General features: G+C 64.7%; 15 protein-coding genes. 12 read left to right on the top strand and 3 right to left on the bottom strand.

The window, feature by feature from the left end; all coding sequences use genetic code 11:
• The first annotated feature begins 65 nt into the window (after nt 1-65).
• From scpB to typA, 8 genes are all read left to right on the top strand, one after another.
• The gene (scpB, locus tag A7V84_RS03315) at nt 66-1,073 is read left to right on the top strand and encodes an SMC-Scp complex subunit ScpB (RefSeq protein ID WP_025512639.1); all 1,008 of its coding nucleotides are present in this window, start codon (nt 66-68) and stop codon (nt 1,071-1,073) included.
• A gap of 41 nt (nt 1,074-1,114) precedes the next feature.
• Entirely contained in the window at nt 1,115-2,788 is a 1,674-nt protein-coding gene (gene rluB, locus A7V84_RS03320) for a 23S rRNA pseudouridine(2605) synthase RluB (protein ID WP_033534472.1), read from the top strand.
• A 461-nt stretch (nt 2,789-3,249) separates the two neighbouring features.
• The gene (rimP, locus tag A7V84_RS03325) at nt 3,250-3,729 is read left to right on the top strand and encodes a ribosome maturation factor RimP (RefSeq protein WP_025512637.1); all 480 of its coding nucleotides are present in this window, start codon (nt 3,250-3,252) and stop codon (nt 3,727-3,729) included.
• On the top strand, nt 3,726-5,204 hold the full coding sequence (gene nusA / locus A7V84_RS03330) for a transcription termination factor NusA (protein ID WP_025512636.1): 1,479 nt from the start codon (nt 3,726-3,728) through the stop codon (nt 5,202-5,204). Before rimP ends, nusA begins: the two co-directional genes overlap by 4 nt.
• A gap of 74 nt (nt 5,205-5,278) precedes the next feature.
• Complete coding sequence (gene infB / locus A7V84_RS03335) at nt 5,279-8,374, top strand: translation initiation factor IF-2 (protein ID WP_033534471.1); 3,096 nt, start codon at nt 5,279-5,281, stop codon at nt 8,372-8,374.
• A gap of 26 nt (nt 8,375-8,400) precedes the next feature.
• Entirely contained in the window at nt 8,401-8,799 is a 399-nt protein-coding gene (rbfA, locus tag A7V84_RS03340; RefSeq protein ID WP_025512634.1) for a 30S ribosome-binding factor RbfA, read from the top strand.
• 42 nt (nt 8,800-8,841) lie between these two features.
• Complete coding sequence (truB, locus tag A7V84_RS03345) at nt 8,842-9,597, top strand: tRNA pseudouridine(55) synthase TruB (RefSeq protein WP_025512633.1); 756 nt, start codon at nt 8,842-8,844, stop codon at nt 9,595-9,597.
• On the top strand, nt 9,594-11,414 hold the full coding sequence (typA, locus tag A7V84_RS03350) for a translational GTPase TypA (RefSeq protein WP_025512632.1): 1,821 nt from the start codon (nt 9,594-9,596) through the stop codon (nt 11,412-11,414). The genes truB and typA overlap by 4 nt, the downstream gene beginning before the upstream one ends.
• Nucleotides 11,415-11,496: 82 nt before the next feature.
• Here the strand turns inward: typA and A7V84_RS03355 are convergent, their stop codons facing one another.
• Together A7V84_RS03355 and A7V84_RS03360 are read right to left on the bottom strand one after the other, a co-directional pair.
• Nucleotides 11,497-12,057, bottom strand: a complete 561-nt coding sequence (locus A7V84_RS03355) for a hypothetical protein (RefSeq protein ID WP_147297404.1) — start codon at nt 12,055-12,057, stop codon at nt 11,497-11,499.
• Between the two features lie 171 nt (nt 12,058-12,228).
• Nucleotides 12,229-12,894, bottom strand: coding sequence for an LOG family protein (locus tag A7V84_RS03360; protein ID WP_033534470.1), 666 nt, complete (start codon nt 12,892-12,894; stop codon nt 12,229-12,231).
• Between the two features lie 16 nt (nt 12,895-12,910).
• On the opposite strand from A7V84_RS03360, the gene polA reads away from it, so the two are divergent.
• From polA to A7V84_RS03375, 3 genes are all read left to right on the top strand, one after another.
• Nucleotides 12,911-15,631, top strand: coding sequence for a DNA polymerase I (gene polA, locus A7V84_RS03365; protein ID WP_063492486.1), 2,721 nt, complete (start codon nt 12,911-12,913; stop codon nt 15,629-15,631).
• 153 nt (nt 15,632-15,784) lie between these two features.
• Complete coding sequence (locus A7V84_RS03370) at nt 15,785-16,633, top strand: ZIP family metal transporter (RefSeq protein WP_025512629.1); 849 nt, start codon at nt 15,785-15,787, stop codon at nt 16,631-16,633.
• 39 nt (nt 16,634-16,672) lie between these two features.
• Nucleotides 16,673-17,467 (top strand): dienelactone hydrolase family protein, encoded by a 795-nt coding sequence (locus tag A7V84_RS03375; protein ID WP_033534468.1) that lies wholly within the window; start codon nt 16,673-16,675, stop codon nt 17,465-17,467.
• A 16-nt stretch (nt 17,468-17,483) separates the two neighbouring features.
• Here the strand turns inward: A7V84_RS03375 and A7V84_RS03380 are convergent, their stop codons facing one another.
• Nucleotides 17,484-19,148, bottom strand: a complete 1,665-nt coding sequence (locus A7V84_RS03380; protein ID WP_025512627.1) for a Na/Pi cotransporter family protein — start codon at nt 19,146-19,148, stop codon at nt 17,484-17,486.
• 186 nt (nt 19,149-19,334) lie between these two features.
• On the opposite strand from A7V84_RS03380, the gene A7V84_RS03385 reads away from it, so the two are divergent.
• The gene (locus A7V84_RS03385) at nt 19,335-20,726 is read left to right on the top strand and encodes an L-serine ammonia-lyase (protein ID WP_025512626.1); all 1,392 of its coding nucleotides are present in this window, start codon (nt 19,335-19,337) and stop codon (nt 20,724-20,726) included.
• Nucleotides 20,727-20,730: the final 4 nt, after the last annotated feature.

Consider the following 20,730-nt stretch of genomic DNA (forward strand, 5'->3'; position numbering starts at 1 on the left):
AGAATTGAACTATAGCGTGAATTTTAATCCGATGCAAGTTGATCGACCTTTTTTATTGAGTACCGATGAACGATAGTGAGGCAATCATCGTGCTGGAGACGGCGCTGCTCTGCGCCAGCCAGCCCATGCAGCTGGCGGAGATGCGCAAGCTCTTCGGGGATGAGGATGGCACGCTGGAGGCCGGCGTATTGCGCGGCTGGCTACAGACCCTGCAAGAGCAGTGGGCCGGGCGGGGCATGGAGTTGGTGCAGTTGGCAGGGGGGTGGCGTTTTCAAAGCCGGCCCGCCATGCAGCGCTATCTCGAGCGGCTCAATCCCGAGCGTCCGCCCAAATATTCGCGTGCAGTGCTGGAGACCTTGGCCATTGTGGCCTGGCGTCAGCCTGTGACGCGAGGGGATATCGAGGATATCCGGGGTGTGTCGGTGTCGTCCCAGATCGTCAAGACGCTGGAGGATCGTGGCTGGATCGAGGTGATTGGTCATCGCGATGCGCCGGGTCGTCCCGCCCTGTTCGGGACCACCCGCCATTTTCTTGATGACCTCGGCTTGCGGGCGCTGGATGAGTTGCCGCCGCTGGAGTCGTCGCAGGCGGCCGCGGCGTTGGCTGGTCTGGACCTGGGCGGCACCGAAATTCAGCTTGAGGAAATCGCCGCTGCGACAGGGGAAACGATGCCGCCAGCGACCGATTCCGCGTCATTGTCGGTGTCCGGCGCTGACGCGGGGGCGGCGGATGGCGTAGAATCCCAACTCTGCCTGGAAGAGACGGCGCACGCCGATGCTCCCGCAGAAGCGTTGCCAGAGGCCGCGGATACCGCCGGCGGCCCCGAAGGTGGGACCGAGTCCCCGGTCGAGGCGCCCCACGAGGTGCCAGATCTGGAGCCGGATCGGATTCATCCGCCCGCCGAAACTGATGAGGCGAACGCGCCTTCGGCTCCCGAATGGGAGCCCCTTCAGTCCGAACCCGAAATAGTGCCGCCGACGCGGCTGGCTGCCGTCGAGCAGTTGGATGCGCCGCAGCGTTCCCAAGACGACGAAAACGATGGGCTTGCGCAAGGCGAGCCCGACAAAGTTTGAAATCCGGAGCTGTCCCAGTGACAACCAATACAACGATAACGATGCAGGACGAGAATTCCACCGTTGAACCGGCTGGCCAGCCTGCCGCCCAAGCTGCGGCAGAAGGCGAGGGCGCCGGCCGCAGCCGCGGGCGCAAGCTGCGCACGCCGTTCCGACGTCGCCGCAATGAGGCTGCTGCCGCAGACGAGCCTGCCCAGGCTGCGACGCAAACCGAAGCGCCGGACGCCGGCCGGGGTGCCGAACGCGAAGCGGATGAGGCGTTGTCCTATCTGGAGCATGCCGAGCGCAGCGAACAGCGCCTGGGCAAGTACTTGAACAGCGATGCCATCATGCCCAAGCTGCACAAGGTGCTGGCCGATGCCGGCATCGGGTCGCGCCGCGAGATGGAAGAGCTGATCGTCGCCGGCCGGGTGTCGGTCAATGGCGAGCCCGCCCATATTGGTCAGCGTGTGGCCGCCAACGATCAGGTGCGTGTCAATGGTCGTCTGATCACCCGCAGCAATGCCAAGAAGCCGCCGCGCGTGATTCTGTATCACAAGCCGGCGGGCGAGATTGTCAGCCACGATGATCCGGGCGGGCGCGCCAGTGTGTTTGCACGGCTGCCCAAGCTGCGCACGGGAAAGTGGCTGTCGGTCGGTCGCCTGGATCTGAATACCGAAGGTTTGCTGATCTTCACGACGTCGGGCGACATGGCCAATCGCATCATGCATCCCCGCTATGGCACCGAGCGCGAATACGCTGTGCGTGTGCTGGGCGAGATGGATGAGGCGCAACGCAAGTCGCTGGTCGAAGGAATCGACCTGGACGATGGCAAGGCCTCCTTCGGTTCGTTCGAGTACCTGGGTGGTGATGGCAGCAATCGTTGGTATCGCGTCACCCTGCAGGAGGGGCGCAACCGCGAAGTGCGTCGCATGTTCGAGGCGGTCGGTGTGACGGTCAGCCGGTTGATCCGCACTCGTTTCGGTGATCTGGTGCTGCCCCGTTCGCTGCGCCGTGGCCGCTGGGAGGAGTTGGATCCTTCCCTGGTTTCTGCGCTGATGGTCCAGCTGGGCCTGTTGCGCGATGACGGCGAGGCGGGTGGCGGGCGCGGCAAGTCGCGTCAGCCGCAGTCGCACGACAGCGCGCTGCCTCCGGGATTTGGCACGATGGAGCGCAATGGCATGAACGGTGCGCGCATCGGTCGTCGCGGCAAATTGCAGGGCGGTCGGCCCGGCGGGCCGGCCCAGGCCTGCCCGTCCGATCCTTTCGGAACCGGCCTGATGTTCACGGGGGGGTATGCCAATGGGCACCCGCTGGGCAACGATGCGCCGGGCAAGTCCCGAGGCAAGCCTGAGGGCGCACGCCGGCGCAAACCCACCGGTGATGCGCCGGCAGCGGGCGGCAAGGCGGGCGGCGCCAAGCGCGCGGCCGGCGGTCGCGGCAAGCCGGCGGCCGCGGGTCAGGCGGCGGCCGCCGCCAAACCGGGTGGTCGTGCCGGCAAGCCGGCCGGGGCGCCGAAGTCGGCCGGTAAGCCGGCCGGACGTCCCGCATCCAAGGCCGGGGGCAAGCCGGCGGCCAAATCGGCGGCCAAACCGGCCAATGCCGCCAAGCCTCGTGCGCGTCGCGCTGCCGGTGGCAACACGGCGCGTGGGGACGACTGGCAACCGAAGGGCGCCTCGGCGCACGAGTCGCGCCTGGGCTTTATGGGGGGCCGCGGGGGTCGCGGCGACCGTTAAGGCGGGCGGGCGCCAGCCTGTCTGAGCGAGGCGATTGCCGTCGCCTCGCGTAAACCTCGGATGGGGCAGGAAAAAATCCGGGTTATCTGTTAAAATCTCTCGTTTTCATAGCGCGCCTTTGTGTGGCTGCTCTGTGGTCTTCATCGGTTTTCCAGGGTTTTTGCGGCAGGCACGTCGTCAGGCGTTGCGTGCGGCAGAGGAGGCGATGTGGGCCGCGTAAGCAGTGGGCAAGGGGATTTTGGCGCCGGCATCGATCTGCATCGAATGCGGCAAATCTGAATCAAGCGCTGCGCGGTTGCCCACTCGGCTATGGAGCGCGCCCGGCGAATGCCTGGCCGCGGGTAACGGCGAAAAGGTCGCAGAGCGTTCGTTCCACGCTTCCCGAGCAGTTTGCATGCGGCATCGGGAGGGGGTTCGGGCAACACAGTGGGCTGGGCATGCAGCCCATTTTTTTTGAGCGTATGGCTGATTTATTCGCACTGACTGAAGAGGCTTTGGCCGGCATGGACATCGAATTGGTCGATGTGGAGCGTGCCGGGATGGGCTTGTTGCGCGTGACGATAGACCGTGAGGGCGGTGTTCGCATTGAAGATTGCGAACAGGTGTCCCGGTTGCTGTCGCGCGTCTATGAAGTCGAGAACGTCGACTACAAGCGCCTTGAGGTGGGCTCGCCGGGCACTGATCGCCCCTTGCGCCACGAAGCGGAGTTCCGTCGCTTCGCGGGCGAGCGGGTCGAGGTCAAGCTGCGTGAGGCCGTCGACGGGCGCAAGGTGTTTACCGGGGTCCTGCAGCTGGCCGAGTCGCCGGCTGAAGGCAAGGCCGTATTCGGTCTCGAATTTGAGGCAAAGAAGGACGATATTCAGGTGCTGAGCTTCACGCTCGATGACGTCGAGCGCGCCAAGCTGGATCCCGTTCTGGATTTCAAGGGCAAAAAGCGATGAGTCGCGAAATTCTTCTGTTGGTTGACGCTCTGGCGCGTGAAAAGAACGTAACGCGTGAAGTCGTGTTCGGCGCGCTTGAAGGCGCGCTGGCGTCGGCAATGAAAAAGCGTTTCAAGGAAGACGCCGATATCCGCGTCTCGATCGATCGCGAAACCGGGGGCCATGAGGGTTTCCGTCGCTGGCTCGTCGTGCCTGACGAGGCCGGTCTGCAAGAACCGGACAAGCAGGAAATGCTGTCCGATGCGCTCGAAATCGATCCCGACCTGGAGGTTGGCGATTACATCGAAGAGGCGCTCGAGCCGGTTGAGTTCGGTCGTATCGGGGCGCAGGCGGCCAAACAGGCCATTCTGCAGAAAATCCGTGACGCCGAGCGCGAACAGGTGCTCAACGATTTCCTTGAACGTGGCGAGAACATCATCTCGGGCACCATCAAGCGCATGGACAAGGGTGATTGCATCATCGAAACCGGCAAGATCGAAGCCCGTCTGCCGCGTACCGAGATGATCCCCAAGGAAAACCTGCGCATCGGCGACCGCGTGCGCGCCTTCGTGCTGCGTGTTGACCACGCTGCGCGTGGCCAGCAGGTCATCCTGTCGCGTACGTCGCCCGAATTCATCCGCCAGCTGTTCGAGAACGAAGTTCCCGAGATCGAGCAGGGCCTGCTGGAAATCAAGGCCGCTGCCCGTGATCCGGGCGTGCGCGCCAAGATCGCCGTGGTGGCCTACGACAAGCGTATCGATCCCATTGGCACCTGCGTGGGCATGCGCGGCTCGCGTGTGACCGCCGTGCGCAATGAGCTGGGCGGCGAACAGGTCGACATCGTGCTCTGGTCGGAAGACCCGGCGCAGTTTGTCATCGGCGCGCTGGCGCCGGCCAACGTCGAGTCCATCGTGGTCGACGAAGACAAGCACGCCATGGATGTGGTGGTCGACGAGGAAAACCTGCCCAAGGCGATTGGCGCCAAGGGCCAGAACGTGCGCCTGGCTTCCGAGCTGACCGGCTGGCAGATCAACATCATGACGCCGGAAGAAAGCCTGAATCGCCAGGAAAACGAACGTGCCGGGCTGCGTGCCACCTTCATGGCCAAGCTGGACGTCGACGAAGAAGTCGCCGACATCCTGATCGATGAAGGTTTCACCGGGCTGGAAGAAGTGGCCTATGTTCCCCTGCAGGAGCTGCTGGAGATCGAGGCCTTCGATGAAGACACCATCAACGAGCTGCGTGCCCGCGCCCGCAATGCCCTGCTGACCGAAGCCATTGCCCAGGAAGAACGCCTGGAAACGGCGCAGGATCTGCTGGAGCTGGAAGGCGTGACGCCCGAGCTGGCTGCCAAGCTGGCCGAGCGCGAGGTGCATACCCGCGATGACCTGGCCGAACTGGCCACCGATGAACTGGCGGAAATCGCCGGCATGAGCGCAGAAGAAGCCAGCGAGCTGATCATGCGTGCCCGCGCCCACTGGTTTGACGAGGAATGAACGCGCCATCTCCTGGCGTAGCAGGTCCGCCGCAAGTTGAAGTTTGTAAATAGCTGCATAGGGAAGAGAGCCTAATGTCGAGTAATACTGTCGCCCAGTTCGCTACCGAGCTGAAAATGCCTGCCAACGTGCTGCTGGAGCAGTTGCGTGCGGCCGGCGTTGACCTCAAATCGGTTGACGATGCTGTCACCGACAGCGACAAGGCGAAATTGCTCGACTCGCTGCGTCGCGCCCATGGCGCGACCGATGGCAAGAAGATCACGCTGACGCGTCGGCAAACTTCCGAGATCCGCCAGGCGGACGCCACCGGGCGTTCGCGTACCATTCAGGTCGAAGTGCGCAAAAAGCGCGTCTTCGTCAAGCGCGACCCGGCCGAGCTGGCCGCGGAAGCCGCAGCCGAAGCCCGTGCTGCTGCTGAAGAGGCGGTGCCGCCCGTGGCCCAGGCCCCGGTTTCGACGACCGAGGCCGACAAGCCTGCTGCCGTCGAAACCCCCAAGGTCGATGCCGCAACGGTGGCGCAGGCTGAGACGCCGGCTGAGCCGGCGGTGAAAGAAACGGCTGCCAAGCCGGTGGAAACGCCGCAAGCCGCCGAGGCTGCAACGCCCGCAGAAGCTTCCCCCGCGCCTCAGGCGCCGGTGGCCTCCGATGCGGCCGCGCCTGAAACCTCCACCCCGGCACCGGCAGCGACGCCGGAGCCTGCTCCTGCGGTCGAGCCCGAAGTCCAGCCGCAGCCCGTCCAACCCGCCGCTTCCAGCAAGCCTTCCGATGCCGCGTCGGCCGAGCCTGAAGCCAAGAAAGAATCCGTTGTCGCGTCCCAGACTCAAAAAGCCGGGGCCGAATCTGTTGTGCAAGCTCAAACTGAACTGACCCCCAAGGCGCAGACTGCGCCGGCGAAATCCGAATCCACTCAACCCGCTGCGGCCCCCAAGGCTGAATCCGGCAAGTCGCGCGTTACGCCGACGGCGCAGCGTCCGGCCGCAGCAGCCGCTGCGCCCGACCGTGCCCGCGAAGAGGCGCGTCGCGCCGCCGAGGCCGAAGCCGCCGCGCTGCGCGAGATGCTCAGCCGTCCGCGCAAGGTGCTGCGTGCGCCTGAACCCGAGCCGGCTGCCGCCAACCCGGCGCTTTCCGGTACGCTGCACAAGCCGGCAGGCAAGAAAGACGCCGCCGCACCGGCTGCTGCCGCCAAGAAGGACGGCAACAAGCCGGCTGCCCCGGGCGGCAAGAAGACCATCAAGACCGCCGAGGTCTCCTCGACCTGGTCTGATGACGCTTCGCGCAAGAAACCGGCCGACAAGGGCGGCCCGGCCAACAGCCGCGACGGCTGGCGTGCCGGCGGCAAGGGCGGCGGCCGTGGCGGTCGCAACAACCGTGGCGGCCAGGACCGTCGTCACGAACCGGCCGCGCAGGAATTCATCGCCCGTGAAATCCACGTGCCTGAAACCATCAGCGTCGCCGATCTGGCCCACAAGATGTCCGTCAAGGCTGCCGAGGTCATCAAGCAATTGATGAAGCTGGGCCAGATGGTCACCATCAACCAGGTTCTGGACCAGGAAACCGCGATGATCGTCGTCGAGGAACTGGGCCATACCGCCATCGCCGCCAAGCTGGACGATCCGGAAGCCTTCCTCCTGGACGACGGCCCGGCCGGCAGCGAAGCCGAAAGCGTTTCGCGCGCACCGGTCGTCACCGTGATGGGCCACGTCGATCACGGCAAGACCTCGCTGCTGGACTACATCCGCCGCGCCAAGGTTGCCGTGGGCGAAGCTGGCGGCATTACGCAGCACATTGGCGCCTACCACGTGAACACCGACCGTGGCAGCGTCACCTTCCTTGACACCCCGGGTCACGAGGCCTTCACGGCCATGCGTGCACGCGGCGCCAAGGCGACCGATATCGTGATTCTGGTGGTGGCTGCCGACGACGGCGTGATGCCCCAGACCCGCGAAGCGATTCACCATGCCAAGGCGGCCGGTGTGCCGCTCGTGGTGGCCGTCAACAAGGTCGACAAACCGGAAGCCAACCCCGAGCGCGTCAAGCAGGAACTCGTGGCCGAACAGGTCGTGCCGGAAGAGTACGGCGGCGACGTGCCGTTCGTGCCCGTGTCGGCCAAGACCGGCGCCGGGATCGACGATCTGCTCGAAAACGTGCTGCTGCAGGCTGAAATTCTCGAGCTCAAGGCGCAGGTCGATGCGCCGGCCAAGGGGCTGGTCATTGAAGCCCGCCTCGACAAGGGGCGCGGTCCGGTGGCGACCATTCTGGTGCAGAGCGGCACCCTCAAGCGCGGCGATGTCGTGCTGGCGGGTGCGAGCTTCGGCCGTGTGCGCGCCATGCTGGACGAGAACGGCAAGCAGGTGCAGGAAGCCGGTCCCTCGATTCCGGTCGAGATCCAGGGCCTGACCGACGTGCCGGCCGCCGGCGACGAATTGATCTCCCTGAACGACGAGCGCAAGGCGCGTGAAATCGCGCTGTTCCGTCAGGGCAAGTTCCGCGACGTCAAGCTGGCGCGCCAGCAGGCTGCCAAGCTGGAGTCCATGTTCGACAACCTGGGCGAAGGCACGCAGACCCTGCCGCTTATCGTCAAGACCGACGTGCAGGGTTCGCAGGAGGCGCTGGTCTCTTCGCTCACCAAGCTCTCGACCGACGAAGTGCGCGTTCAGGTGGTGCATGCCGCCGTGGGTGGCATCTCCGAAAGCGACGTCAACCTGGCCATTGCCTCGAACGCGGTGGTGATCGGCTTTAACGTGCGCGCCGACCAGAGCGCCAAGAAGCTGGCCGAGAACAACGGCATCGATCTGCGCTACTACAACATCATCTACGACGCCGTGGATGACGTGAAGGCCGCCATGTCGGGCATGTTGGCGCCCGAGAAGCGCGAAGAAGTCATCGGCCAGGTCGAAGTGCGCGAGGTCTACACGATCTCCCGTATCGGCACGGTGGCCGGTTGTATGGTGCTTGACGGCATCGTCCGACGCGATTCGCAAGTCCGCATGCTGCGCAACAACGTGGTCATCTGGACCGGTCAGCTCGATTCGCTGCGCCGCTTCAAGGACGACGTCAAGGAAGTCAAGTCGGGCTTCGATTGCGGTCTTACCCTGCGCGGCAACAACGACCTTCAGGTTGGCGACCAGCTTGAAGTCTTTGAAATCAAGGAAATCGCGCGTACGCTGTAATCCAGCCACGTGTAAACTGTTTTCACATGAGCCGTCACAAGTCCAAAGCCATCCCCGGCCGCAATCTGCGGCTGGCCGAGCAGATCCAGAAGGATCTGGCCGGGATCATCCAGCGCGAGATCGACACGACCCGCGCTGGCCTGATCACGCTCTCGGGAGTGGAGCTTTCGGCCGACTACGCGCATGCTAAGGTGTACTTCACGGTGTTGGGCGCCGAGCCCGACGCCGCGGCCACCTTGCTGAACGAGAAGGCCGGATGGCTGCATTCGCAGCTGTACAAACTCCTGCATATCCACACTGTGCCGACGCTGCGCTTCTTCCACGACGCGCAACTTGAGCGTGGCATTGAAATGTCGATGCTGATCGACCGGGCCAATCGCGGCCCGCAGTCGGGCGTTCCCGACGAGCCTGAAGACCAGTCCTGATCGGGCTGTCGTCGCTTTTTTCTCTATTTCCGGATTCCGACGATGGCAAAACGACGCGGGCAACCGCTCGATGGGGTATTGCTGCTCGACAAACCCGTGGGTTTGTCGAGCAATCACGCCCTGCAGCGCGCCAAACGCACGCTGGACGCGGCCAAGGCCGGTCATACCGGCACGCTTGATCCGTTTGCCACCGGCCTGCTGCTGTGCTGCATGGGGCGTGCCACCAAGATTTCCGGCGCCATGCTTGACGCCGACAAAACCTACCGGGCGACGATACGCTTTGGCGAGGAAACCGATAGCGGTGACCTTACCGGCAATATCGTCGCCCAGGCGCCGGCTGATTTTGCCGGCGTCCAAGAGGCTGCGCTGCGCGATGCACTGTCACAATTCATGGGCAGCATCGAGCAGATTCCGCCGATGTACTCTGCCCTCAAGCGCGACGGCAAGCCGCTGTACGAGTATGCCCGCGCCGGCATCGAACTGGAACGCCCTCCCAGGCAGGTGACCATACACCGTCTGGAACTGCTTTCCTGGGATTCGGGCCAGGCCGAGATCGAAGTCGCATGCAGCAAGGGGACCTATATCCGCACCCTGGCCCAGGACATCGGGCGAGTGCTGGGTTGCTATGGCCACCTGTCCGCGTTGCGGCGCACCGAAGTCGGTCCGTTTTCCCTGGACCGGGCGGTGACGCTGGACGCGTTGCAGGCCATGCCGGACCCCAAGACCGCTCTGCTTGCGCTCCATGAATTGCCGGCGGGCTTGCTGCCCGCTACCTTGAACCAAAAGGACCTCCTATGACTCGCGCCCTGCGCAATGTCGCCATCATCGCCCACGTCGACCACGGCAAGACCACCCTGGTCGATCAACTGCTGCGCCAATCCGGCACGTTCCGCGAAAACCAGAACGTAGCGGAACGGGTCATGGACTCGGGCGATCTGGAAAAGGAGCGCGGCATCACGATTCTGGCCAAGAACTGTGCTGTCGAATACGAAGGCACCCACATCAATATCGTGGACACCCCGGGACACGCCGACTTCGGTGGCGAAGTCGAGCGCGTGCTGTCCATGGTCGACGGTGTGCTGCTGCTGGTCGATGCGGTCGAGGGCCCGATGCCCCAGACCATCTTCGTGACCCGCAAGGCGCTCAGCCTGGGCCTCAAGCCCATCGTCGTGGTCAACAAGATCGATCGTCCGGGTGCTCGCCCCGATTACGCCATCAACGCCACCTTCGAGCTGTTCGACAAGCTGGGCGCCAGCGAAGAGCAGCTGGACTTTCCGGTGATCTACGCTTCTGGCCTGTCGGGCTATGCCGGCCTGACCGAGGATGTGCGCAGCGGTGACATGCGTCCGCTGTTCGAAACCATCCTGGCGCACGTGCCGCAGCGCGATGACGACCCCAACGGTCCGCTGCAGATGCAGATCATTTCGCTGGACTACAACAGCTACGTCGGCAAGATCGGCGTGGGCCGCATCAACCGTGGCCGCATGCGCACCGGCATGGATGTGGCTTTCCGCTTCGGCCCGGATGGCGCCGTGCAACGCGGGCGCATCAATCAGGTGCTGAAGTTCGATGGTCTGGAGCGCGTGGTGGTTGATGAAGCCGAGGCTGGCGACATCGTGTTGATCAACGGTATCGAAGACCTGAACATCGGCTCCACGGTGACCGATCCGGCCCATCCGGAAGGTCTGCCGGTGCTGCGCATCGACGAACCCACGCTGACCATGAACTTCATGGTCAACACCTCGCCGCTGGCTGGCCGTGAAGGCAAGTTCGTCACCAGCCGCCAGCTGCGTGACCGCCTGGATCGCGAACTGAAGTCAAACGTCGCGCTGCGTGTGCGCGACACTGGCGACGACACCGTGTTTGAGGTCTCGGGTCGTGGCGAACTGCATCTGACGATTCTGCTCGAACAGATGCGCCGCGAAGGCTATGAACTGGCCGTTTCGCGTCCGCGCGTGGTCTTCAAGGAAATCGACGGCGAGAAGTGTGAGCCGTTCGAGGCCCTGACCATCGACGTCGAAGACCCCCATCAGGGTGGCGTGATGGAAGAACTGGGCCGCCGTCGTGGCGAGCTGCAGGACATGCAACCGGACGGCCGTGGCCGCACCCGCCTGGAGTACATCATCCCGGCGCGTGGCCTGATCGGCTTCCAGAACGAGTTCCTGACGCTCACGCGCGGCACCGGCCTGATGAGCCACACCTTCCATGAGTATGCCCCCGTGCGCGAAGGCAGCATCGGCGAGCGCCGCAATGGCGTGCTGATCAGCCAGGACAACGGCGACGCCGTCGCCTACGCCCTCTGGAAGCTGCAGGATCGTGGGCGCATGTTCGTCAGCCCCGGCGAGCCGCTGTATGAAGGCATGATCATCGGCATCCACAGCCGCGACAATGATCTCGTGGTCAACCCGATCAAGGGCAAGCAGCTGACCAACGTGCGCGCCTCGGGTACCGACGAAGCGGTGCGCCTGGTGCCGCCGATCCAGCTGACGCTGGAGTATGCGGTGGAATTCATCGACGATGATGAACTGGTCGAGATCACGCCCAAGTCCATCCGCCTGCGCAAGCGCTACCTGCAGGAGCATGAGCGCCGTCGTGCTGCGCGTGAACACGCCTGAGGCGTTTCGTAGCCGGTAATCAGAACGCCCCTTTCGCTGAAAGGGGCGTTTTTTTTGCAGTCGACGGATCGCCTGGGGGCAGTCAGGGCTCCAGGCGGGTGATGCGGAAGGTGTCCAGGCGCCCCAGGGAGGCATAACGAACGCGGTGGTCCAGGTAGACGCGCAGGTGCTGTTTGTCGAGCAGGTACTGCGCCAGGTTGCGGGCCATGCGGTCATTGGCGCGCACGCAACCGGCAATGATCAGGGTGTCTGCGCGCACAAAGCGTGCGCAGACCTGGTCGTTGCGGCGGTGCAGGACATCCACCTGGACATTGGAGTACCAGCCTTCGCCCTGGGCGTTGAGCTTGCGTTGCGGCTCGGCCGGCGCCAGGGGGGAATCGAAGGCTGAGGGAAAGCCGACCGTAGGAAAGGCGGGGTCGGGTATCGCCGGCATGACAGGCTCGGGGAAATTGGGGTCGGGCGGGATGGGCCAGGCCGGTGCGTCACCGGGCTGGCCCAGACCGAGGCGCACGGTGGTGGTCTGGGAACTGCCGCTGCTGCTGCTGTGGTGGTACTCCTGTTGCAGGAGTTGCCCGAGCAGGCCCTCCAGCGCGCCGTCCCAGGAAGGGGCGGCCACGGCCTTGCCGGCCATGCAGAAGGACAAGAGCAGCGTCGCCGGGAGCGCGGCGGCAAGGCGGGGGGCAGGGGTGCGGCACGGACGCCGCCGGCGCAAGGGCATGGAACTTCCTGGCTGGGGAAAACATCACCTTAGCGAGGCTGTCCGTGCCCTGTGTTCAGATCTGCAGATATCGGTCTGAATAACTTGTGGGCGTCCTCAGGCGGGCAGGGACGGGGCGTATTGGGCTTGCTCGGATTGCTGCTTGCGGTGGAACTCGACGATGTGGCGCACGACTTTTTCGGGGTCGTCTTCAATGATGAAGAGATCCAGGTCCTGGGCGCCGATCATGCCGTTGGCGCGCAGTTGATCGGCCATCCAGTCGACCAGACCGTGCCAGAATTCGCTGCCGACCAGCACGATGGGCGCTGGCGGCACCTTGCCGGTCTGGATCAGCGTGAGGGCCTCGAAAAGCTCATCCATGGTGCCGAAACCACCCGGCAGCGATACATAGGCCATGCTGTGCATGAAGAAGGCCGTCTTGCGCGACGAGAAATACTCGAACGAAAGACAGATGGTCTGGAAGCCGTTGTGATGCGCTTCGTGGGGCAGGCTGATATTCAGCCCCACGCTGGTGCCGCCGGCCTCGAAGGCGCCCTTATTGGCGGCTTCCATGATGCCGGGGCCGCCGCCGGCGATCACGGCAAAGCCCTCGCGCGCGAAGGCCGCAGCAATGGCGCTGGCGGTGGCGTAGTATGGTGAGTCACGACTCACGCGGGCGCTGCCGAAGACGCTGACGGCCGGGCCGATGTCCGCCAGCTTTTCGGCGGCGACCCGTATCTCTGACATAATCACCGGAATTTGTTTGTCGGCGGGTGTGTCCATCTCTGCCTTTATAACCATGAAAAAAACCTTGTTGCTGGTAGACGGTTCGAGTTACTTGTACCGCGCTTTCCATGCGATGCCGGATCTGCGCAACGCCCAGGGCGAACCGACCGGGGCGCTGTACGGCGTCATCAATATGCTGCGCAAACTGGTGCAAGACCACCAGGCAGAGTATGCCGCATGTATTTTCGATGCGCGCGGCAAGACCTTTCGCGACGACCTCTACCCCGAATATAAATCGCACCGTCCGCCCATGCCGCCTGACCTGGCGGCGCAGATCGAACCCATCCATGCAGCCGTGCGGGCGCTGGGCTGGCCGGTCTTTGCCGTGGAGGGCGTGGAGGCCGACGATATCATCGCCACGCTGGCGTTGCGCGCCACCGAGCAGGGTTGGCACACGATCGTCTCCACGGGCGACAAGGATCTGGCCCAGTTGGTCAATCCGCAGGTGACGCTGGTCAACACCATGACCAGCGAGACGCTGGACGAAGCCGGCGTGATCAACAAATTCGGGGTGCCGGCAGAGCGCATCGTCGACTACCTGATGCTGGTGGGCGATACCGTGGACAACGTGCCGGGCGTGACCAAGGTCGGGCCCAAGACGGCGGTCAAATGGCTGACCGAATACGGCACCATCGACAATCTGGTGGCGCATGCCGATTCCATCAAGGGCGTGGCGGGCAACAATCTGCGCGAGGCCATCCCCAACTTTCCGCTGACGCGGCAGTTGCTCACCGTCAAGGATGACTGTGACCTGAGCGCTGTGCTGTCCTCGCCGCAAGAGCTGGCCATGGGTACGGTCGATACCGCGACCCTGAGCGAACTGTACGACCGCTATGGCTTTCGCACCTGGCTGCGCGAGCTCTCGGGCGATGCCGAACGCGTGCCGGCAGGCGATGCCCGCGTAGTGGCCGCCGCCCATGCCGCGCCGGTGGCGGCCGACTACGAGATCATCACGGAGTGGCCGCAATTCGAAGCCTGGCTGGAGCGCCTGAATCAGGCCGAGCTGGTGGCATTGGATACCGAGACCACCTCTCTGGATGGGATGCAGGCGCGGCTGGTGGGCATGTCCATGGCCGTCACGCCCGGGCAGGCCTGCTATCTGCCCCTGGCGCACCGAGGTCCGGAGGCTGGCGTGCAGCTGCCCAAGCAGGAGGTGCTGGAGCGCCTGCGCGACTGGCTGCAGGATCCGGCGCGTCCCAAATTGCTGCACCATGCCAAGTACGATACGCATGTCTTCGCCAACGAAGGGGTGACGCTGCGCGGCGTCACGGAAGACACCATGCTGCAGGCCTACGTGCTGGAGTCGCACCGTGGTGTGGGCCTGAACGACCTGGCGCAACGCTATCTGGGCCGCACCGGCGTCAACTATGAGGACCTGTGCGGCAAGGGGGCCAAGCAGATCGGCTTCGATGAGGTGGCAACCGAGACGGCCGGGTTCTATGCCGCGGAAGATGCCGATTTCACCTTGCAGCTGCATCATGCTCTGCGTCCGCTGGTGGCCGCCGACACTGGGCTGGAGCGCATCTATCGCCTGGAGCTGGAGGTCTCGCGCGTACTGGTGGTGGTCGAGCGCAACGGCGTGAAGGTCGACGCCGAAGAGCTGGGTCGCCAGAGCCATGCCCTGGGGCGCGAGATGCTTGCGCTGGAGCAGCGCGCCTATGAGCTGGCCGGGCAACCGTTCAACCTGAATTCCCCCAAGCAGTTGGGGGAAATCCTGTTCGGCCGCATGGGAATGCCGGTGGTGCGCAAGACCGCCGGTGGCGCGCCGTCGACCGACGAGGAGGTGTTGTCCAAACTGGCTCAGGACTACCCTTTGCCGCAGGTGCTGCTCGAGTACCGTGGCCTGTCCAAGCTCAAGTCCACCTACACCGACAAGCTGCCGCGCATGATCAACGCGGACACCGGGCGGGTGCATACCCATTATTCGCAGACCGCGGTCATCACCGGGAGACTGGCGTCCTCGGATCCCAACCTGCAGAACATTCCGGTCCGCACCGAAGCCGGCCGCCGCGTGCGGGAGGCCTTCGTCGCGGGCGAGGGGCGGCAGCTGCTATCGGCCGACTACTCGCAGATCGAGTTGCGCATCATGGCGCATGTTTCCGATGATGCGAACCTGCAGCGTGCCTTTGCCGCCGGCGAGGACATCCACCGCGCCACGGCGTCGGAGGTGTTCGGCGTGCCGCTGGCCGAGGTCAGCAGCGAGCAGCGCCGTGCAGCCAAGGCGATCAACTTCGGCCTGATCTATGGCATGAGCGTGTTCGGCCTGGCCTCCAACCTGGGTATTACGCGCGATGCCGCGCAGGCCTACATCGACCGCTATTTCACCCGGTATCCGGGCGTGGCGCGCTACATGGACGAAACCCGCCTGCTGGCGCGCGAGCAGGGTTATGTCGAGACGGTGTTCGGCCGCCGCTTGCAGCTGCCGGACATCAAGGCGGCATCCGGCCCGCGCCGTCAGGGCGCCGAACGCGCCGCCATCAATGCGCCGATGCAGGGTACGGCCGCTGATCTGATCAAGATGGCGATGGTGGCGGTGCAGGACTGGCTCGTCGACGAGAAGCTGCAGACCCGTCTCATCATGCAGGTTCACGATGAACTGGTGCTTGAGGCCCCTGATGCCGAAGTCGGGCGGGTGCGCGAGATGGTGCCTCGCCTGATGAGCGAGGTGGCCGAGCTGCGGGTGCCGCTGGTGGCCGAAATCGGCGCGGGCCATAACTGGGAACAGGCCCATTGATGCCTGAACCGGTCCGGCAGGGCGCCGGGCCGGCGGGCTCCTTGCGGGAAGGCAGGCGCATTTGTCCCGCGCCTCGGATTGCAATAATATAATATTGCGTTATCTCCCTGCTCCTCCTCATCCACGGCCCAACGCCCTGCGCGACCCATTCCCATGCTGCTGCTCTGGATCATTCTGGCCACCGTCGCCGGCGGCCTGATCGCCGTGTCTATCGCCCACTGGCTGGCGTATCGTGTCTTCGCCCGCTATCTGCACCATATGGTCAGCCTGTCAGTGGGGGTGCTGCTTTCCGTGGCGCTGCTGCATCTGTTGCCCGAGGCCTTCGAGGCGGCGCAGGCCAGCGCCCATACGCTGTTCGGCCTGATGCTGGCCAGCCTGATCGGCTTTTTCGTGCTCGAGAAGATAGCCCTGCTGCGCCACAGCCATCACCATGAGCACGATGGTCATCACCATCATCATGGGCATGATCGTCACGAGGCCGGCCGGGGCGGGGTGCTGATCCTGGTGGGCAGTTCGCTGCACAACCTGTGCGACGGTGTGCTGGTGGCGGCGGCCTTCCTGACCGACCCCATGCTGGGGGTGCTGACAGCGGCGTCCATCATCATTCACGAAGTGCCCCACAAGCTGGGCGATTTCGTGGTCCTGATCAATGCCGGATTGACGCGCCAGCGCGCCTTCGGGCTCATCCTTTTCACCAGCCTATGCACTGCCATCGGTGGCGGTGTAGGATACTTCGTGCTGCAGGAAGCGCAGACACTGGTGCCTTACGTGCTGGTGGTCGCAGCCAGCAGCTTCCTTTATATCTCGGTCGCCGATCTCATCCCGCAGATGCACGAGCGCGTGACCCTGGCGGACGCCGTGCCGCAGCTGTTGCTGGTCGGACTGGGAGTGCTCGTGATCTATGGCGTGACCTCTCTGCTGCACCATGGCCATGTCCATGAGCACGATCACGACCATGCGCAGGAAACGCCGGCGCTTCACCCGGGGCATTCGCGGCACTGAAACCGGGAAGCGGCGGCCGGTCTTTCGGAGACTGTCCCCATGTCCTTTGCTGCCGCTGCCGGCACCCCGGCTTCCACGACCCTGCATACCGACACTGAAGGCCTGGTGCACGGGGAGTTTGCCCTGCCGGTCCATGACGGTACCCAGGATGCCTACTATGCCGCGCCGCAAGGGGTGCAGGGTGCGCCCGTCGTCCTGGTGGTGCAGGAGATTTTCGGGCTGCACGAGCATATCCGCGATCTTTGCCGGCGTCTGGCCAAGGCAGGCTACTTCGCCGTGTCGAGCAACCTGTATCAGCGCCAGGGCGATGCCTCCAAATATCACGATATTCCGACGCTGGTGGCCGAGATCGTGTCCAAGGTGTCCGACGAGCAGGTCTATGCCGACCTGGACGCAGCGGTGGCCTGGGCCCGTGCGCAGGGGGCCGATGTCTCGCGTCTGGGCGTGACGGGCTTCTGCTGGGGCGGGCGGGCCACCTGGATGTACGCGGCTCACAATCCGCAGGTCAAGGCGGCGGTCGCCTGGTACGGCAAGCTCTCCAGCGGCCACGGCCCGCTGATCAAGGCGGTGCCGCTGGATATTGCCGGCCAGGTGCATGCGCCAGTCCTTGGGCTGTATGGCGGCCAGGACAGCAGCATCCCGCTGGCCGATGTCGAAGCCATGCAGGCCCGCCTGGCCGAAGGCAACGCTGCGGCGCGGGCGTCGCGCTTCGTGGTGTATCCCGACGCCGGCCATGCTTTCCTGGCCGATTACCGCCCCAGCTATGTGGCGGCCGATGCCCGCGATGGCTGGGCGCGCATGCTGGAGTGGTTCGAGCGCTACCTGAAGGCCTGAGCGCCGGCGCGCGGCCTCACACCGAGGTGGCGTCGCGCAGCCGGCTGGGCAGCAGTTCCCCGTGGCGGGCCAGCAGCGGATAGGCCGAAGCCTCGACCAGATAGGTATTGATCCCCTTCATGTCGCGCAGGATGTCCAGATAGAGGGCGCCGGCTTCGGCGGCGTCGACCTCGCCGCTTTTTATCTTTTGCAGATGGGATTCGGCCGCCTCGGATTCCAGCATGCGAAAGCGCGTCTTCTCACCGGCCAGTGCGCGGGCCTGGCGCAGGTCGTCGTTGACGAACAGCGCGGCGGCCTGACGCTGATTGGCGATCAGTTCCCCAAGCGTCTCGTCCACGTGGGTGCGTTGTTCGGGCGCAAGCTGCAGACTCAGCTTGCGCAGCCGCGCCACGTGGCCCAGCAAACCGTGATAGGCGACATCGGCGGCGTGGCCGATATTGCTGACATAGGCGAGGACGGCATCGAGCTGCTGGCGGTCGGCCTGGGTCATGTTTTCCTGGTCCAGCGTGGCCACGTAGGTGGTGATGGCCGTCTCCAGCTTGTCGATGGCCTGATCCAGCTGGCGGGCCTGGATCAGGCGATGCCGGTTATCCCGCTTGAAACCTGCGCGTGAATAGAGCAGCAGGGTTTGCAGCATGTCGGTCATGCGCAAGGCCTCGCGACGGGCGTTGCCCAGCGCCACGGCCGGCACGTCGTGAGCCGATTCATCGAGGTATTGCGGGCGGGCCGGGTCGTTGGGGTCCACGCGCTTGGGCAGCCAGCGGGTCAGCAGCGCGCCATAGGGGGTGAGCAGCGGCAGGAACACCGCCGCCACGGCGATATTGAAAATGGTATGGAAATTGGCCACCGCGTGGCCCGGATCGCTGGCCATCCCGCTCAGGAAGGGCGTGACCCAGGGCAGCAGCACCAGGCCGGCGAGCACGCCGGCCACGCGGGTGAGCAGGTTGCCCATGGGAAGGCGCCGCGAGGCGGGATCATCGCCGCTGACGCCTTCGAGCATGGGGTTGACGGCTGTGCCGAGGTTGGCGCCCAGCACCAGGGCAAAAGCCAGCTCCATGTCGACCACGCCATGGCTGACGAGTGACATCACCAAGACAACGACCGCGACGCTGGAGTGGGCCGCCCAGGTGATCGCCGCCGAGATCAGTACCGCCAGCACGGGTTGTGAGCTCAGGGACTGCAGAATGGTCGACAGCAGCGGGTCCTGTTCTATCGGCTCGAACAAGGCCACCAGCGAGTGCAGCGACAGCAGCAGCAGGCCCAGGCCGATAAACACCCGCCCGAGATCGCGTGCCCGTCCGGGCGGGTAACGGCGGAACATCCACACGCCTGCCAGGATCAGGATGGGGGCCAGGGAGGTCAGATCGAATGACAGCAGTTGAACGATCAGGGTCGTGCCGACATTGGCCCCCAGCATGGCGGCCAGCGCGGGCACCAGCGCAACGGCTCCGGCCGCGGCGAAGCCGGTGATCATCAGCCCGGTGGCGGTGCTGCTTTGCAAGGCCGCCGTGATGCCCAGCCCCGCCATGAACGCTCGCGCCCGGGTGCCCAGCGTGCGGCCGAGAAAGGCGTTCAGGGCGGACCCGAAGGCGCGCTGCACACCGGTCTGCACCATGTGGACGCCCCAAAGCAGCAGGGCCACGTAGCCTGCAAAATCGAGCATGGACAAAACACCTGACATAGCACTCCTCTGCCCGCTGCATCCGATGCATTCGCGGGAATGGTCAGAGATTGAAACAACCCGTCCATCATCGCATGGCCGCGCGCCGGAAGGGAAATCTCGCGCTGGCAGGCGCCTTGCGCCCGCGTATCATGCATTCCATCGCCGCTGACACTGGCGTTGGCGGCTTCTTCCCGGGAGCCCAGCATGGCCGTTTCAGTCTTTGATTTGTTCAAAATTGGCATCGGCCCGTCCAGTTCGCATACGGTTGGGCCGATGCGGGCGGCGCTGCTGTATGTGCAAGGTCTGGAACGCGATGGGCTGTTGCCCGATGTGGCCACTTTGCGCTGCGAGCTGTATGGCTCGCTGGGGGCGACAGGGAAAGGGCACGGCACCGACAAGGGGGTCATGCTGGGCCTGATGGGCGAGGCGCCCGATACGGTCGATCCCGCCGCCATCGCCGGCATGCTGCAAGCCGTGCGCGCCAGCCGTTCGCTGCCGGTGCTGGGGCGTCATCCGGTGCCGTTCATCGAGAAGGATCACCTGCTTTTCTACCGCCGCGAGGCCTTGCCCGAGCATCCCAATGGCATGAAGTTTCACGCCTTCGACGCGCAAGGGGCCTGTTTGCGCGAAGCGCGCTATCTGTCGGTGGGCGGCGGCTTCGTGGTGACCTCGGGGGCGCCCAACAGCCAGGTCATGGCCGCCCACGACCAGATGCCGTTTCCATTTCGCAGCGGCCGCGAACTCCTGGCCATGTGCCAGGAGAGCGGGCTGTCCGTGGCTGGGCTGATGATGCGCAATGAGCTCACCTGGCGCAGCCGCGAGGCGGTCGAGGCGGGGCTGGACCGGATCTGGGCCGTGATGCAGGCATGCGTGAACCGGGGTTGCGGCATCGGCCACCCGCAGGCCGATGGCGAGTTGCCCGGGCCGCTGAAGGTGCGGCGCCGTGCGCCGGAACTCTATCGCAGCCTGACCCTGCGCGCCGAGCGGGCGCTGTCCGATCCCTTGTCGGTCATGGATTGGGTGAATCTGTATGCCATGGCGGTCAACGAAGAGAACGCCGCGGGCGGCCGGGTCGTGACGGCGCCCACCAATGGCGCAGCCGGCATCATTCCGGCCGTGCTGCATTATTACGATCGTTTCGCCCCCTCGGCCAATCGCGATGGCATCCATGAGTTCCTGCTCACGGCAGCGGCCATCGGGCTGCTCTACAAATACAACGCGTCGATCTCGGGGGCTGAAGTGGGCTGTCAGGGAGAGGTGGGCGTGGCCTGCTCGATGGCTGCCGCGGGGCTGGCTGCCGTGCAGGGCGGCTCGGTGGCGCAGGTCGAGAATGCCGCGGAGATCGGCATGGAACACAACCTGGGCCTGACCTGCGATCCGGTCGGCGGCTTGGTGCAGATTCCGTGCATCGAGCGCAATGCGATGGCTTCGGTCAAGGCCGTCAACGCTGCGCGCATGGCTCTGCGCGGCGATGGCCATCATTACGTTTCGCTGGATTCGGTCATCAAGACCATGCGTGAAACCGGCGCCGACATGAAAACCAAATACAAAGAGACCGCCCGGGGCGGTCTCGCGGTCAACATTGTGGAGTGCTGAACCC

This window comes from Bordetella trematum (assembly GCF_900078335.1).
Classification (GTDB): Bacteria; Pseudomonadota; Gammaproteobacteria; order Burkholderiales; family Burkholderiaceae_B; genus Bordetella; species Bordetella trematum.